The organism is Senegalia sp. (in: firmicutes) (assembly GCF_052088025.1).
GTDB lineage: Bacteria > Bacillota > Clostridia > Tissierellales > SIT17 > Anaeromonas.
In genome coordinates this window covers 47,973-63,893 of sequence record NZ_JBQCYD010000004.1, presented here as the reverse complement: position 1 = coordinate 63,893, position 15,921 = coordinate 47,973, and the positions used below count along the sequence as shown (strand labels likewise).

Here is a 15,921-nt window from a genome sequence, read left to right as displayed (position 1 = left end):
TATGAAGGTGATTTAAGGTGCCTAACAATTATAATGATGAATTAATCAATGAAATAAGAGATGCAAACAATATTGTAGATGTTATTTCAGACTATGTAGATTTAAAAAAGACAGGTACAAATTATAAGGGACTATGCCCTTTTCACAATGAAAAAACTCCATCCTTTATGGTATCTCCAACTAAAGAAATATTTCATTGCTTTGGTTGTGGAGAAGGAGGAGATGTTATAACATTTTTGATGAAGCATAGGAATTTAAATTTCATAGAAACATTAAAGGAATTAGCAGATAAAGTAAATATTGAGCTTCCTGAGTATAATAATGAAGAAGAAAAAAAGAAATATGAACAAAAAGAAAAGCTTTATAATATAAACAGGGAAGCAGCATTATATTATTATAGAAATTTAAAACAAAATAAAAATGCATTAGAATATTTAAAAAGAAGACAATTAGACTATAAGATAATTAACAAATTTGGAATTGGATTTGCAAATGATAGTTGGGATGATTTATTTAAATATCTTAAAGGCAAAGGATATTCAACTGATTTAATTTATAAGGTGGGTCTAATAGTAAAAAGAAAAGATAGTAGTGGATATTATAATCGTTTTAGAAACAGAATAATATTTCCTATAATAAATATCAGAGGAAAAATTATAGGTTTTGGAGGAAGGGTAATAGATGATAGTTTGCCTAAGTATTTAAACACTCCTGATACGCCAGTATTTAACAAGGGATATAATCTTTATGGTATAAATATATTAAAAAAGAACAAGTATTATAATAGGGCAATACTTGTAGAAGGATATATGGATGTTATATCACTAAGCAACTATGGTATAAATGAATCAGTAGCATCTCTTGGCACAGCATTTACAAGAAATCAAGCTGAACTTCTAAAAAGATATGCAAAAGAATTTTTTATCTGCTATGATTCAGATGATGCAGGTATTAGGGCTACAGAAAAGGCATTGAGTGTATTTTATAAAGAAGGTATAAAGCCAAGAGTTATAATTTTACCAAAAGGAAAAGATCCAGATGATTTCATAAAAGAAAGAGGAATAAAGGCTTTTGAAAAGGCTATAGATCAATCACTTAATTTAATTGATTATAAAATATATTCCCTTAAAAAGAAATTTGATATATCTACTTCAGAAGGTAAAATAAATTTCACAAAAGAAATAGCAAGTTTTCTTAAAAGCATAAAAAATGAAATAGAATTAGATGTATATATAAATGAAATTGCAAACAGCACAAATATATCCTTACAAGCTATAAAAAATGAAATATATAAAGATGTAAACAAAGCTAAGGATAATTCTTCAAATAGATATTATAATTACAATCAAAAGAAATACATTATACCTGTAGAATACAAGCAAGAATCAGGACATATTGTATCGGAAAAGAATTTACTCAATTTAATTATAAATCATAAAAATATATATGAAAGTATAAAGGATAACTTCATATATTTAGATTTTTTAAATGAAGAAAACAGGGAAATAGCAAAAATACTATATGAAGAATACGAAAGTTCTAAAGATATAGATATAGAAGATATAAAGGGAAAACTTGATCAAGAATTAATAAAAACATTAGATGAAATTTTGAATATAGACTTAGTTGTAGATGACAAAAAAAAGGCAGTATTAGACTATATTGAAAATATCAATTACTATAAATTAAAAATCAGAAGAGAAGAATTAAAGAAGCAAATAAAAGAGCTGAGTGATAAAAAAGAAACTGAAAAATTAAATGAACTATTTATAGAATATACTCAGCTAAATAAAGATTTAAAAATGAATAACTAATTGGTTATTGAAAGGAGCAAATTCATTGAACGATAAAAAGAATGATAAAAAAACTAAAAAAGCAAATAAAAATGATATCAAAAAAGAAGCACTAATTAAAAAAATTATTAATAAAGGTAAAAAGAAGGGTATGCTCACATACAAGGAAATAATAGACCCCTTAGAAGAAATGGATTTATCACCTGGGGAAATAGATGAAATATATCAAGAAATAGAAGATAAGGGTATAGATGTAGTAGGAGATAAAGAAGATGATGATGATAATACTATAGGAGAGCAAAAGAGAGAGCATAAAGCACCTCTTATAACAGTTCCAAAGGGTGTAAGTGTTGATGATCCTGTAAGAATGTATTTAAAAGAAATAGGTAAGGTACCTCTTTTAACAGGTCCAGAAGAAGTAGAACTAGCTAAGAGAATGGAAGCAGGAGATGAAGAAGCCAAAAGAACATTATCAGAAGCCAATTTAAGATTAGTAGTAAGTATAGCTAAAAGATATGTTGGTCGAGGAATGTTGTTTTTAGACCTTATTCAAGAAGGTAATATGGGTCTTATAAAAGCTGTAGAAAAATTTGACTACACTAAAGGATACAAATTTTCAACCTATGCAACATGGTGGATAAGACAAGCAATAACAAGAGCAATTGCAGATCAAGCAAGAACAATAAGAATACCTGTGCATATGGTAGAAACTATAAATAAACTTATAAGAGTTTCACGTCAATTATTGCAAGATTTAGGTCGAGATCCACTACCTGAAGAAATAGCAAAAGAAATGAGTTTAGATGAAGAAAAGGTACGTGAAATATTAAAAATAGCCCAAGAACCAGTATCACTTGAAACACCTATAGGCGAAGAAGAAGATAGTCATTTAGGAGATTTCATACCTGATGAAGATGTTCAAGCACCAGCTGATGCAGCTACATTTACAATGCTAAAAGAACAATTAGTAGAAGTATTACACACTCTTACTGATAGAGAACAAAAGGTATTGCGCCTTAGATTTGGATTAGATGATGGCAGAGCAAGAACTTTAGAAGAAGTAGGTAAAGAGTTTGATGTTACACGTGAGAGAATAAGACAGATAGAAGCAAAAGCACTAAGAAAGCTAAGACATCCAAGTCGTAGCAAAAAATTAAAAGACTTTTTAGAATAAAAATGCTCAATTTTGAGCATTTTTATATTTTCTAAATATTTAAGGAGGTAGAAATGAACCTAAGCCCAAGATTATTAGAAATAGCTAAGATGGTAGATGAAAATACTCTAGTTGCAGATATAGGAACAGATCATGGTTATATTCCAGTATATTTAATAGAAAATCAAATCTCAAAAAAAGTAATAGCTTGTGATATAAATGAAGCTCCACTTCAATCTGCTATAAACTATATAAATACAAAAAAATTAAATGAAAAGATAGATACAAGGCTAGGAGATGGCTTAAGTCCAATTAATATAGATGAGGTAGATACTGCAATAATAGCAGGAATGGGTGGAATATTAATCACAAATATTTTAGATGACAATAAAGATATAGTAAAAACTATAGAAAAATTCATCTTACAACCTATGATAGCAAGTAGTGATTTGAGAAAATATCTATATAAAAATAATTATAAAATAATAGATGAAAAATTAGTACGTGAAGATAATAGATTTTATGAAATAATAGTAGCAGTACATGGCAAAGATGAAATAAAGAATAATATATATTATGAAATAGGTAAAAAACTAATTGAAAAAAAAGATCCATTGCTAAAATTGCATATAGAAAAAAAGATAAAAAAGACAAAAACAATCTTAGAAAATATAGAAAAAAACAGTGATAAAGAAAAAAACCAAAAATATATAGAACTTAAAAAAAGACTTTCAAAATTAGAGGTGATATATAATGATTGCAAAAACTATAATTGATCATTTAGAAGAAATAGCACCACAATTTATAGCAGAAGACTGGGATAATGTAGGAATTCAAATTGGTCATGTAGAAAGTGAAGTAAAAAAAGTACTATTAGCCTTAGATATTACTAAAGAAGTAGTAGATGATGCAATAGATTTACAAGTAGATATGATAATATCTCATCATCCATTGTTTTTTAGCAATCTAAAAAGAATAGATTTTAAAAGCTATAAGGGTAAAATGATAGAAAAGTTAATTAAAAATGATATATTAGTATATTCTGCCCATACAAATTTAGATTCATCTAATGATGGAGTAAATGATGAACTTGCAATAGTCCTAGATATAAAACACCCAGAAATATTAGTCAAAACTAATAGTGAAGAAGTTGAATGTGATATAATAGAATTAGAAAATAAAAGAAATCAGTACGGGATAGGTAGAGTTGGTCATATAGAAAAAACAAATATAGAAAATTTAGCAGAAAAAATAAAGAAAAAATTAAAAGTAGAAGATGTAAGAGTCTATGGAGATATTGAAAAACCTATAAAAAGAGTGGCAGTAGCAGGAGGAAGTGGTTCAGATTTCATAATAGATGCATACAAGAAGAAGGCGGATGTATATATTACAGGAGATATCAAACATCATGATGCACAGCTTGCAAATGAAATAGGAATAATACTAATAGATGCAGGACATTTCCATACAGAAAAAATTGTAATGAATAGAATAAAAAAATATTTAGATCAAAAAGTTGATTCTGATGTAGAAATTATAATAGCAAAGAATGATAATATAGCTCCATACAAGACAATATAAAAGTGTATTTTAGGGGGATTTTATGAGTAAAATTGAAAATCTATGGATAATCTATAAGCATGAAAAAGATTTAAAAAATTTATTAAAAGATAAAAGTTATCTACAAACAAATGAAAACTTAGAAGAAATAATAGTTAGCATGAAAGAAAAAGAATATGACATAACCAATTTCAAAACTCAGTTAGAAGTAGATGATATTAAAATAAAGAGATTAAACCATAAATTAAAAGAAATCACATTTGAACTAAAAGAAATAAATACAAAATTATATAGTGGAGATACTACAAACGTAAAAAAATTAACTAAATTACAAGAAGATGAAAAGGATATAAAAGAAAAAAAGGAAAAATTAGAAAATGAAATATTAGAACTTATGGAGATTATAGAATTTAATACTAACAAACTATATGATTCAGAAAAAAAACATAAACTATTAAATGATAAGTATAATAATTTTAAAAAGAATAACAAAATTAAAATAGATTATATAGATAAAGAATACCAGGATTTAGAAAATCAAATAAAAACTCTAAAATCTTCATTAGATCCAGAACATTTAGCAAAATATGAAAAATTAAAAGAAAAAAATTCTAAACCAATATCAAAATTAGAAGATGATAAATGTAGAGGTTGCCATATGTCAATACCTTCTTCTGTAATATCAAAAGTTAAAAGAGGGAAAGAAATCGTAAATTGTGATAATTGTGGTAGAATACTTTATTATGATCAAGATGGAAATGATACCCACTTGAAGTAAGGATTAATCTATGATATATTATTAGTACGAGTAAATCAGATGATCGCATGCATTGCATGAGGAAAGTCCGAGCTCCATAGAGCAAGGGTGCTGGCTAAACCCCAGTGAAGGCAACTTTAAGGATAGTGCAACAGAAATATACCGCCTGCTTTTTTAAGTAGGTAAGGCTGGAAAGGTGAGGTAAGAGCTCACCAGAGGCTAGGTGACTAGTCTGCTATGTAAACCCCATCCGGAGCAAGACCAAGTAGGGACTAGAAAAGCTACTGCTCGTAGCATCCCGTAGGTAGGTCGCTTGAGTCTATTGGCAACAATAGACCTAGAAAGATGATCGTCAAATACAGAACTCGGCTTATAGATTTAGTCGTATGAATCATAAAAACCATTACCGCAAGAGGTAATGGTTTTTTGTTGTATAGAATATTAAAATAATATGGTATTATATTAATAAAAGCTCAAAGTAAAGGCTGTGAAAATATGAATAAGACGAAAGTATCAGTTTTAAAATGCAAAGATTATGATTATGAAAAAGTGGAAAAGTCTATAATAGAATCATTTGAAAATTTAGGTGGAATAGCAAAATATATAGAGGTGGGGGATAAGGTATTACTTAAAATAAATTTGCTTATGAAAAAAAGGCCAGAGGAAGCTACAACAACCCACCCTATATTTACAAAAGCTCTAGCAAAGGTTCTAATAGACTATGGAGCAGAAGTGATAATAGGAGATAGTCCAGGTGGTCCATTCAATACATCTATCTTAAATGGGGTATATAAGGCTTGTGGGATAGAGCAAATAGCAGATGAAGTAGGAGCAAAGCTTAATTACAATACAAATGCAGTTAATATGAAAAATGAAAATGGATTAATATTAAAAAATATAAATGCAATAGAAGTATTAAATGAAGTAGACAAGGTTATTTCAGTATCCAAATTAAAAACCCATGGAATGATGATGTTTACTGGAGCAGTAAAAAATATGTTTGGTATAGTAGCAGGACTTGAAAAAGCAGAATATCATGTTCGTATGCCAAATAATAAAGACTTTTCAAATGCATTAGTAGATATATGTATGCTCTCAAAGCCAGTACTTTCCTTTATGGATGCAGTAGTAGGAATGGAGGGTAATGGTCCAAGTGGAGGGGAACCACGCCATATAGGCCTTGTAATAGCATCTACAAGCCCATATCATTTAGATGTAGTAGCTACAAATTTGATAAATTTAAATCCTACAAAAGTACCTACCATACAAAGATGCATAGAAAGAGAACTAATAAAAGGTGACATGTCAGACATTGAATTACTTGGTGAAGATATAAATAAACTTAGAATAGATGATTTTATAGTACCAGATATAAGAAGCTTAGATTTACTAGAAGGAAAATTACCCAAATTCATGAGAGATATATTAAATAATCTCATCCAACCAAAACCTATATTTAATAGTGAAATATGTATATCTTGTAGAAGATGCCTAGACAATTGTCCACCACAAGTAATAACTATGGATAATAACAATAAACCAATTGCAAATTTAGATGAATGTATAAGATGTTTTTGTTGCCAGGAATTATGTCCGGTAAATGCAATAGATATCCATAGACCACTAGTCATGAAATTAATGGCAAAATTATAGAAAAAAGTATATAATCACTTAGTTAAATGGCTCCTAGAATGCTAGGAGCCATTTAATATATATTTCACGAATATTTGACAAATAAACTCTAAGGGTGTATACTATTTAACAGTTAAAAGCATGAATAATTAATTTAAAGTTCGTGTTTTTCACATAGTACTTGAAGTAAATAAAATTAAAGGAGAGAATTTATGTTAGAAGGTAATTTGGCAATATTAGTAGCATTTATATTATACTTAGGAGTTATGCTCGGAATAGGGATTTATTATTATAAGAAAACAACAGATATTTCTGATTATGTACTAGGAGGACGTGGGCTTGGAAGTTGGGTAACAGCACTTAGTGCACAAGCATCCGATATGAGTGGTTGGCTACTCATGGGACTTCCAGGAGCAGCATATCTTACAGGACTAGGTTCTGTATGGATAGCATTAGGACTTGGTATAGGTACATTTTTAAATTGGCAATTCGTCGCAACAAGACTTAGAAAATATACTGAAGTAGCAGGAAACTCACTTACTCTATCATCTTATTTTGGAAATAGGTTTAGAGATAAAAATAATATACTTAGAATAGTATCATCTATAATTATAGTATTTTATTTTTCTATTTATACAGCATCTGGATTTGTAGCAGGAGGAAAACTTTTTTCAACTGTATTTGGATTAGATTATACATTTGCACTTACAATAGGAGCTATAGTGATTGTATCATATACATTTCTAGGTGGATTTATGGCAGTAAGTACAACAGATTTTATTCAAGGAATAATAATGTTTATAGCCGTTGTGACAGTACCAGTTATTGCAATTGTTACAAACGGAGGACCCACAGCTACATTAGATACAATTAGTGGATTTAACACTGAACTTTTAAATCCCCTTACAAATCTAGATGGAAGTAAAATGGGCTTGCTTGCTATTTTATCATCATTTGCTTGGTGTTTTGGATATTTTGGACAACCTCATATCTTAGTTCGTTTCATGGCAATAAAATCTTCATCTCAAATTAAAAAATCAAAAAGAATTGCTATGACTTGGGTTACTGTAAGTTTAATAGCTGCTATAGTTGTAGGTATGGTAGGAAGAGTAGTTATACCGGAAATGCTTGGTGATTCTGAAGAGGTATTTATGGTTTTAATAGATACATTGCTTCCATCAATAATAGCAGGACTATTTTTAGCTGCTGTATTAGCAGCAATTATGAGCACTGCAGATTCACAACTACTAGTTACTGCATCAGCTTTTTCTGAAGACCTATATAAACCACTTATCAATAAAAAAGCAACACAAAAACAACTTTTAATGGTAAGTAGATTTACAGTTTTAGCCATAGCTATAATTGCATACATTATTGCATTAAACCCAGATAGTTCTGTACTTGATATAGTAGCAAATGCATGGGCTGGATTTGGATCAGCATTTGGACCTGTAGTTTTATTCTCATTATTTTGGAAGAGAATGACAAGGATGAGTGCAGCAGCAGGTATGATAGTAGGAGGAGTTACAGTATTTATTTGGGGTAACTTGTCAGGTGGCATATTTGAATTATATGAAATGGTACCAGCATTTCTATTAGCATGTATAGTAATAGTTGTAGTAAGTCTAATGGGAAAAGAACCATCAAAAGAAATACAAGATGAATTTGATTCTATATTAACAAGTAAAGTATAAAATAAAATTAAAAGCATATAAATTTCTTTTTAACTATTAAAGAAATTTATATGCTTTTTTATATGAAATGTAGAGAAATATAAGTAATGTTCGGTTGGATATTACCTTAATAGTATAAAAATATTTTGACAATGAAAAATAAATAATATATAATAAGATGAACAATGTTCAGGAGGAATATTAAAAGTGGAAAACTCTAATAGAAACCATAAAGAAATTATCTTATCCAAAGCTAAAGAGATTGCTCTAAATGAAGGTATGAATAAAATAAATATACGCAGTGTAGCAAAAAAAAGTGGAGTTGCTATAGGAACAGTATATAATTATTTTCCTTCAAAGAGTGAATTACTGATATCTGTTATAGAAGACTTTTGGCAAGGGGTTTTCAATGATGTTGATTGGAGAAGTTTAAGAGATAATGATTTTTATGAGAATCTAGAAAAGGTTTATAGTATTTTATATGAATATCTTCATAAGTTTAAACAGAATTGGCTTGAACAATTAGCTCTTTTAAAAACTCACGAAAAATTAATGGGAAGACAAAAAGAAGATGAATATTTTCAAAAAATGTACGATAAAATAAGATTATTAATAGATATGGATAAGGAATTACAAAAGTATCCATGGTCGCAAACTATTTCAAAAGAAAATATGTCGGAGTTTATATTTCAGAATATGTTAATTATGCTTAAAAAAGAAAAAGAAGATATGAAATTTTTTATTGAACTTCTAAAAAAAATAATGTCAAATTGAATCATACACCTAAGTATGATTTTTAATTTGAACAACGATGAACAATGTTCATTAATGTGTTAAATGCTAAGTAAAAAATAAGAACTGTGCTTAGAAGCCTTAGTAAAAATTACTTCTAAACATAGTATGTTAGGAGAATGAATATGGATAGTACTTTAATAATAGCAAGTATAGCAATGGTTTTAGCCCTAATATTTTATACATTTGGTGTATGGGGTGAGAAGTTATCAGGCACTATAAAAGTAAAACATTTAATTAGCTTTTTAATAGGATTGATACTAGATACTACCGGAACTATTTTGATGAGACAGATAGCACAAGATGGAGGTGGAAGTAAGCTAGGAATTCATCAGGTCACAGGAGGACTTGCTGTTACTCTAATGTTAATACATCTAATATGGGCTGTTTTAGTATATGTAAAAGGTGATGAAAAGGCAAAGAAAAATTTCCACAAGTTCAGTATAGTAGTTTGGCTTATTTGGTTAATTTCTTTTATATTAGGGATGTTGGTGGGAATGAATATAATATAATTTTATATATTAAATAGGAGGTATAAATTGATGAATCGTTATATAAAAATTGCAATTTATTACGCTATAATTGGTCTTGCATCAGGTGTTTTCTATAGAGAATTCACTAAATTTAATGGAGTAGAAGGAGGCACACCTTTAGCATTCATACATGTCCACACTTTGATTTTAGGTATGATGTTTTTTCTAATCCTTGCTTTATTTGAAGATAAGTTTCAAATGAGTACTTTTAAAGGATTTAAGATTTTTAATATCTTTTATAATGTAGGGCTTATGACAACTATAGTAATGTTTTTAGTAAGAGGTATTACACAAGTATTAGAATCAAATGTTAGTAGCAGCTTGAATAAAGCTTTTAGTGGAATAGCTGGACTTGGACATATTTCTCTAACAATTGGACTTATAACAATGCTTTTAATTTTAAATAAAGCATCTAAAGATTTTAAGTATCAAACACAAAAAATATAATTGCATTTTAACCCTTAGAATAAAGTAAAATATTCTAGGGGTTTTTTATATATTTTTAAATTTAGATATTAAGTATTGCTATGATATAATTATATTATGTAAAATTATATATAGTTAGGAGAACAAATTATGAAACTTAAAGATACAAAATCCAAAATTTTAATAATATCAGCAGTAATTTTAATTCTAATTCTTTCCTATTTTGGATATTATAAATATCAACAAAGTAAATTAGTATTTAAAGCTCCAGAAGGATTTTCAGTTGAGTCTGATACAAGTAATATAAGAAAAGTAGGGGAAGAATGGCTAGATAAATATATAAGTCAATACCAAAGAAAATTTGTAGCTAGAAATAAAAAGATAAATAGCTATGCTATTGATAGTATTGAAGTTAAAGAAGAAAATATAATTCAAATAAACTTTTTAATCGAACCTGAACAAATAGATGAAGAGATAGATTATAATTTAAATGGCATTATAAAGAATAATAAAATTTCTATTCAATGGGTTTTATGGTTTGAAGAAGAAGAGTTAGATGAAGAAACTATTTTTACAGTAAAAAAGATTCAAAGACCTGCAGGATATGATTTAGAAAAATATCAAGCAAGTGGAGAAAAAGAAAGAGACGAATATGAAAATGAACACGTAACTGAAATTCCCTATGGAAAGAAGCAATATACCTATAAAATAGAAGATCAAACTTGCTATGTAAGTTATGATGGAGGAACTAATTGGATAGAGCTTCCAATTTCACTAGAAACATTAGTAGAAACTGGAGATGGTAATGATTACTATAACCAATTACAAGAAGGTAGCTATATAGTAAGTCCTGAAAAAACAGCCTTTGTATATGGTGGCAATAGGGAAAATCCCCTCATGATTACTTATTCAGAAGATATGGGAAAAACTTTTGAAACTACTATAATAGATGAAAAAATAGATAGCAATAGAGTGAAGTTTTTAAGCTTTCCAACAGATGATATAGGATATGTAGTAGCAAGTGCTGGAAGAACAATGTCTCAAGAAGTACAAGTCATATATAAGAGCACTGATGGAGGTCATAGCTTTAAAGAAATAGGGTTTGGACCTAGTACTTGGCTAATACAATCAGCAGGCTTTATAGATGAAAATATAGGATTCATATCTTATCCAGGAATAGAAGGAGCAGAAACCAACTTTTATAGGACCGAAGATGGAGGAAGCACATTTGAACCTATAATATTACCAACTATAGAAAAACAGTGGATGGATGCAAGCTTTGAGCCTTTTATCCAACCAGAAATCCCATATGAAGAAAATGGAGAGCTATTTCTTTTAGTAAATCAAGGCTCTCAAGGGGATTATCTAGGAGGAAGAATAAAAGCAAAATTAAAATCAGAAGATAAGGGAAAAACGTGGGAGTATATAGGATTAGTAGAACCACATTCTGAAGAATTAGGATAAGCCGAATATAAGAATATGGTAAATTATATAAGAGGTACTCAATTAAAATTGTTTTAATGATAAAATATATAATATTTTGGCAATAATATATATTATTGCCAAAATATTATATAATTCGTATAAAAATCAGAGAAACATACAAAATTCCCTTGGATATATAATTAGAATAATGTATAATGATATGCAAAACCAAAATTACTAAAGAAAGTGAGGAATTCTATGAAGAATGAAAAAAAAGAAGAAATAGAAGCACAAAAAAATTTAGCAAAGAAGTTAAAAAAAGCAGAAAAAGAAGCAAGGCGAAAAGCTATAAAAAATCGTAAACCATTTAAAGGTTTACAGATTCGTCCAACAGTATCTTTATTTGATGAATCAAAAAAACAGGAACCAGGAGAAAATAATTGGGAAGGATATGGTTTTGATATACATCCCCAAGTAACTGTTTTCTCTGTAATATTTTTAGCTATTTTTATTTCATTAACACTTATGTTTCCAAGTAGGGCTGAAGATGTTTTTAATGCTACTTTAAATGGAATTACTAATAATGCAGGATGGTTTTTAATTTTATCAGCAAATATTTTTGTAATTGCAGCAATTGTTTTTGCATTTGGAAAATATGGGAATTTAAAAATTGGTGGGGCAGAAGCTAAACCAGAATTCACTAAGTTTGGCTGGTATGCAATGCTTCTAAGTGCAGGAATGGGAATTGGCTTATTATTTTGGAGTGTTGCAGAACCAATATCACATTTAAACAGTCCATCACCACTTTTTGGAGACCTACCAGCTAATAGTCCACAAGCCGTACAAGCAGCGATGGCTACCACATTTTTCCATTGGGGAATACATCCTTGGGCTATTTATTCACTAGTAGGATTAGCACTAGCATTTTTTGCATATAATAGAGGGCTACCTCTTACCATACGTTCAGTTTTTTATCCAATCATTGGAAACAAAATTTATGGATTTTGGGGTAACCTAATTGATATATTATCTGTACTAGCAACCTTAACAGGATTAGCAACATCACTAGGTCTTGGAGTATCACAAATAAATGCAGGTCTAAACCACTTGTTTGGTGTTTCAATTAGTGTACCAATTCAAGTTGGATTAATTATAGGAATTACAGCCTTAGCTACAATCTCAGTAGTATTAGGACTTGATGGAGGAGTTAAGCGACTTAGTGAGATCAATATGGTTCTTGCTGGAATATTTTTGATCTTTATTTTATTGGTTGGACCAACTGTATACATACTGAGTGGCTTTACACAAAATATGGGTTATTTTATGTCTAACTTTATGGAAATGAGTTCATGGACAGAGACCTTCGCTGATAGTAATTGGCAGGGAGGATGGACAATATTCTACTGGGCTTGGTGGATTTCTTGGTCTCCTTTTGTTGGCATGTTTATAGCAAGAATATCAAAGGGAAGAACTGTAAAAGAATTTATTCTAGGAGTTATGCTATTTCCATCATTATTATCCTTATTTTGGATGTCAGTATTTGGAGGAACGGCAATATTTCAAGAAATTAATGGACTTTCAGACATTACATCAATAATAGGCGCAGATACTTCACTTGCACTTTTTGCTATGGTGGATTCACTACCACTTAGTAGTATTTTATCAGTAGTAGGTATCATCCTTGTGACAGTTTTCTTTGTTACATCTTCTGATTCAGGTTCACTTGTAGTAGATCATTTAACATCAGGAGGAAAACTAGATTCACCTATACCTCAAAGAGTATTTTGGGCAGTAATGGAAGGAGTAGTTGCTGCTACCTTACTTATTGGTGGTGGGTTAACAGCCCTACAAACAGCCTCAGTCATTACAGGCTTGCCCTTTGCAATTATTCTCTTGATGATGATTTATTCCTTAAATGAAGGACTAAAACAGGAATACGAAGTAGAAAAAATAGTCTATAAGAGAGTTAAAGAAGTAAGAAGGGGTCATGTTATCAACGAAGCTATTAATACAGAAGTTCATGATAAAGCATTGGTTAATAAAAATAAAGAAGAAGAAAAAAAAGAATAGTAACTTTATCTCCAAATTTCTATAAATATCAAAAAGAAATTTGGAGTTTTTTTATGTAATAAATTAAAAGAAATATGAGAGACTCGTATGATATAATTATATTAATATAATTGATTATTGGAGGAGAATTAATGGCTAAAATAGGACAAGTAATAAATAAAATGATTGACTACTATAGTCAAGATCTACAGCAAGTAAACCATTTTCTAAAAGTATATGGATTTGCAAAAACCATTTCTGAAATAGAAAATGTAGATGAAGATACAAAAGAAATCATTGAAATAGCAGCACTAATGCATGATATAGGAATTAAAAATAGCTTGGAAAAATATAAGAGTTCTGCTGGAAACTATCAAGAGATAGAAGGACCACCTGAAGCAAGGAAGATACTTGAAGGAATGAGATATAGAGCTGAACTAATAGATAGGGTAGATTTTTTAATAGCAAATCATCATACTTATGACAATATCGAAAAAATAGACCATCAGATATTAGTAGAAGCTGACTTTCTAGTAAATGTTTATGAGAATGACTTATCTAAGGAAGAAAAAAAGAATATTTATACCAATATATTTAAAAGCTCAGCAGGTAAAAAGATATTTAAAGACCTATATAATATGTAGGATTAATAGATAGAAGGTGAATTTTATGTATGATATTAGCATAATAGGTGCTGGAGTAATAGGTGGATCTATTGCAAGAGAATTATCAAAATATGATTTGAATATTTCCTTAATAGAAAAAGAAGGCGATGTTTCTTTAGGAGCTTCAAAAGGAAATAGTGGTATAGTTCATGGAGGCTATGTAAGTGAGCATGGCACATTAAAAGGAGAACTATGTATAAAAGGCAATAGAATGTTTGAAGAATTAGACAAAGAACTTAATTTTGGATATAGAAAAACAGGAGGATTAGTAGTAGCATTTGATGAAGAAGATGAAAAAAACTTAGAAAGAATTTATGAAAATGCAATTAAAGTAGGTCATGATGAAGATGACATTAGTATAATATCCTTCGATGAAATAAAAAAAATAGAACCCAATATCAGTGAAAAAGTAAAGAGCGGATTTTATTGTAAAAGTGTAGGAGTTACATCTCCTTATGAAATGACAATAGCCCTAGTAGAAAATGCTATTGAAAATGGAGTAAATCTTAAATTAAACACAGAAATAACAAATATCATAAAAAAAGAAGATTACTTCATATTGAAAACTAAGGATAAAGAAATCCATACAAAATATATTATAAATGCAGCAGGTATTTATAGTGATAATATAGCTAATATGGTAGGAGACAATAGCTTTAAAATATTACCTCGTAAGGGACAATATATATTACTAGGAAAAGATCAAGGAAATCTAGTAAATACTGTTATATTCCAGACTCCAACTAATAAAGGAAAGGGAGTATTAGTCACAACTACCTTCCATGGTAATTTTATGATAGGACCAGATGCAGAAGATATAAGAGACAGGTGGAATGTAGATACTACCTTGGAGTCTTTAAATGAAATAGTTGTCAGCGCCAGAAAATCCATACCTGACTTTAATATAAAAAGAGCTTTAACTACATTCTCAGGAATAAGGGCAAGAAGTAATACAGGAGATTTTATAATAGAAGAAAGTAATATAAAGAGATTTATAAATGTTGCAGGAATTGATTCACCGGGACTAACATCCTCCCCAGCTATAGGATTAATGGTTGTAGATATATTGAAAGAAATAGGTTTAAAATTAAAAAAAGATAAAGACTTTAATCCTTATAGGAAATCTATAATAAAAAATAAAGAGGGCTTTGAAGGAGAAATTGATCATAAAGACCCAAAGAAAAATATAATATGTAGATGTGAAAAGGTAACAGAATATGAAATAATTGATGCAATGAATAGAAATATTCCCATTAAGTCGATAGATGCTATAAAACGAAGAACAAGAGCAGGTATGGGAAATTGTCAAGGTAGATTTTGTAGACCAAGAGTAAAAAAAATGATATCAGAAGAAAAAGATATACCAATTGATCAAGTAAAAATAAGAGATGAAAATTTAGATTCAGTTCCTAAAAGAGTAGATATAACTAAGATTAGAAAAATTGAGAAATAAGTACAGTTAG

General features: G+C 29.2%; 14 protein-coding genes and 1 other RNA gene. All 15 read left to right on the top strand.

The window, feature by feature from the left end; translation table 11 throughout:
* Window positions 1–17 precede the first annotated feature (17 nt).
* The 15 genes from dnaG to ACTHUW_RS01885 all read left to right on the top strand — a co-directional run bounded on the left by dnaG (window position 18) and on the right by ACTHUW_RS01885 (window position 15,911).
* Window positions 18–1,814, top strand: a complete 1,797-nt coding sequence (dnaG, locus tag ACTHUW_RS01955; RefSeq protein WP_442212403.1) for a DNA primase — start codon at window positions 18–20, stop codon at window positions 1,812–1,814.
* A gap of 25 nt (window positions 1,815–1,839) precedes the next feature.
* On the top strand, window positions 1,840–2,967 hold the full coding sequence (gene rpoD / locus ACTHUW_RS01950) for an RNA polymerase sigma factor RpoD (protein ID WP_442199547.1): 1,128 nt from the start codon (window positions 1,840–1,842) through the stop codon (window positions 2,965–2,967).
* Between the two features lie 53 nt (window positions 2,968–3,020).
* Window positions 3,021–3,722, top strand: coding sequence for a tRNA (adenine(22)-N(1))-methyltransferase (locus tag ACTHUW_RS01945; protein WP_442212401.1), 702 nt, complete (start codon window positions 3,021–3,023; stop codon window positions 3,720–3,722).
* On the top strand, window positions 3,700–4,527 hold the full coding sequence (locus ACTHUW_RS01940) for a Nif3-like dinuclear metal center hexameric protein (protein ID WP_442210573.1): 828 nt from the start codon (window positions 3,700–3,702) through the stop codon (window positions 4,525–4,527). Before ACTHUW_RS01945 ends, ACTHUW_RS01940 begins: the two co-directional genes overlap by 23 nt.
* Before the next feature lie 22 nt (window positions 4,528–4,549).
* Complete coding sequence (locus tag ACTHUW_RS01935) at window positions 4,550–5,284, top strand: zinc ribbon domain-containing protein (protein ID WP_442197358.1); 735 nt, start codon at window positions 4,550–4,552, stop codon at window positions 5,282–5,284.
* Window positions 5,285–5,311: 27 nt separating this feature from the next.
* Window positions 5,312–5,652: RNase P RNA component class A (gene rnpB / locus ACTHUW_RS01930), an RNA gene on the top strand.
* Between the two features lie 106 nt (window positions 5,653–5,758).
* On the top strand, window positions 5,759–6,916 hold the full coding sequence (locus ACTHUW_RS01925; RefSeq protein ID WP_442197357.1) for a DUF362 domain-containing protein: 1,158 nt from the start codon (window positions 5,759–5,761) through the stop codon (window positions 6,914–6,916).
* Window positions 6,917–7,107: 191 nt separating this feature from the next.
* Window positions 7,108–8,589 (top strand): sodium/proline symporter PutP, encoded by a 1,482-nt coding sequence (putP, locus tag ACTHUW_RS01920; protein WP_442197356.1) that lies wholly within the window; start codon window positions 7,108–7,110, stop codon window positions 8,587–8,589.
* 186 nt (window positions 8,590–8,775) lie between these two features.
* Window positions 8,776–9,342 (top strand): TetR/AcrR family transcriptional regulator, encoded by a 567-nt coding sequence (locus ACTHUW_RS01915; protein WP_442197355.1) that lies wholly within the window; start codon window positions 8,776–8,778, stop codon window positions 9,340–9,342.
* A 143-nt stretch (window positions 9,343–9,485) separates the two neighbouring features.
* Window positions 9,486–9,872, top strand: a complete 387-nt coding sequence (locus ACTHUW_RS01910; protein WP_442210570.1) for an HsmA family protein — start codon at window positions 9,486–9,488, stop codon at window positions 9,870–9,872.
* A gap of 30 nt (window positions 9,873–9,902) precedes the next feature.
* A complete protein-coding gene (locus ACTHUW_RS01905) occupies window positions 9,903–10,340 on the top strand; it encodes a DUF2871 domain-containing protein (protein WP_442212399.1) in 438 nt (145 codons plus the stop codon).
* Window positions 10,341–10,469: 129 nt separating this feature from the next.
* Window positions 10,470–11,783 (top strand): WD40/YVTN/BNR-like repeat-containing protein, encoded by a 1,314-nt coding sequence (locus ACTHUW_RS01900; protein WP_442199773.1) that lies wholly within the window; start codon window positions 10,470–10,472, stop codon window positions 11,781–11,783.
* Window positions 11,784–12,002: 219 nt separating this feature from the next.
* On the top strand, window positions 12,003–13,814 hold the full coding sequence (locus tag ACTHUW_RS01895; RefSeq protein ID WP_442212397.1) for a BCCT family transporter: 1,812 nt from the start codon (window positions 12,003–12,005) through the stop codon (window positions 13,812–13,814).
* 131 nt (window positions 13,815–13,945) lie between these two features.
* Window positions 13,946–14,437: an HD domain-containing protein gene (locus ACTHUW_RS01890; RefSeq protein WP_442212395.1), complete on the top strand. Its 492-nt coding sequence runs from the start codon at window positions 13,946–13,948 to the stop codon at window positions 14,435–14,437.
* A gap of 25 nt (window positions 14,438–14,462) precedes the next feature.
* The gene (locus ACTHUW_RS01885) at window positions 14,463–15,911 is read left to right on the top strand and encodes an NAD(P)/FAD-dependent oxidoreductase (protein WP_442212393.1); all 1,449 of its coding nucleotides are present in this window, start codon (window positions 14,463–14,465) and stop codon (window positions 15,909–15,911) included.
* Window positions 15,912–15,921: the final 10 nt, after the last annotated feature.

What these genes read in the sequence shown, in the direction of transcription:
- ACTHUW_RS01945 (WP_442212401.1), top strand. Translation starts at nt 3,021, where the DNA reads ATGAACCTAAGCCCAAGATTATTAGAAATAGCTAAGATGGTAGATGAA.
- ACTHUW_RS01940 (WP_442210573.1), top strand. Translation starts at nt 3,700, where the DNA reads ATGATTGCAAAAACTATAATTGATCATTTAGAAGAAATAGCACCACAA.
- ACTHUW_RS01935 (WP_442197358.1), top strand. Translation starts at nt 4,550, where the DNA reads ATGAGTAAAATTGAAAATCTATGGATAATCTATAAGCATGAAAAAGAT.
- ACTHUW_RS01925 (WP_442197357.1), top strand. Translation starts at nt 5,759, where the DNA reads ATGAATAAGACGAAAGTATCAGTTTTAAAATGCAAAGATTATGATTAT.
- putP (WP_442197356.1), top strand. Translation starts at nt 7,108, where the DNA reads ATGTTAGAAGGTAATTTGGCAATATTAGTAGCATTTATATTATACTTA.
- ACTHUW_RS01910 (WP_442210570.1), top strand. Translation starts at nt 9,486, where the DNA reads ATGGATAGTACTTTAATAATAGCAAGTATAGCAATGGTTTTAGCCCTA.
- ACTHUW_RS01905 (WP_442212399.1), top strand. Translation starts at nt 9,903, where the DNA reads ATGAATCGTTATATAAAAATTGCAATTTATTACGCTATAATTGGTCTT.
- ACTHUW_RS01900 (WP_442199773.1), top strand. Translation starts at nt 10,470, where the DNA reads ATGAAACTTAAAGATACAAAATCCAAAATTTTAATAATATCAGCAGTA.
- ACTHUW_RS01895 (WP_442212397.1), top strand. Translation starts at nt 12,003, where the DNA reads ATGAAGAATGAAAAAAAAGAAGAAATAGAAGCACAAAAAAATTTAGCA.
- ACTHUW_RS01890 (WP_442212395.1), top strand. Translation starts at nt 13,946, where the DNA reads ATGGCTAAAATAGGACAAGTAATAAATAAAATGATTGACTACTATAGT.
- ACTHUW_RS01885 (WP_442212393.1), top strand. Translation starts at nt 14,463, where the DNA reads ATGTATGATATTAGCATAATAGGTGCTGGAGTAATAGGTGGATCTATT.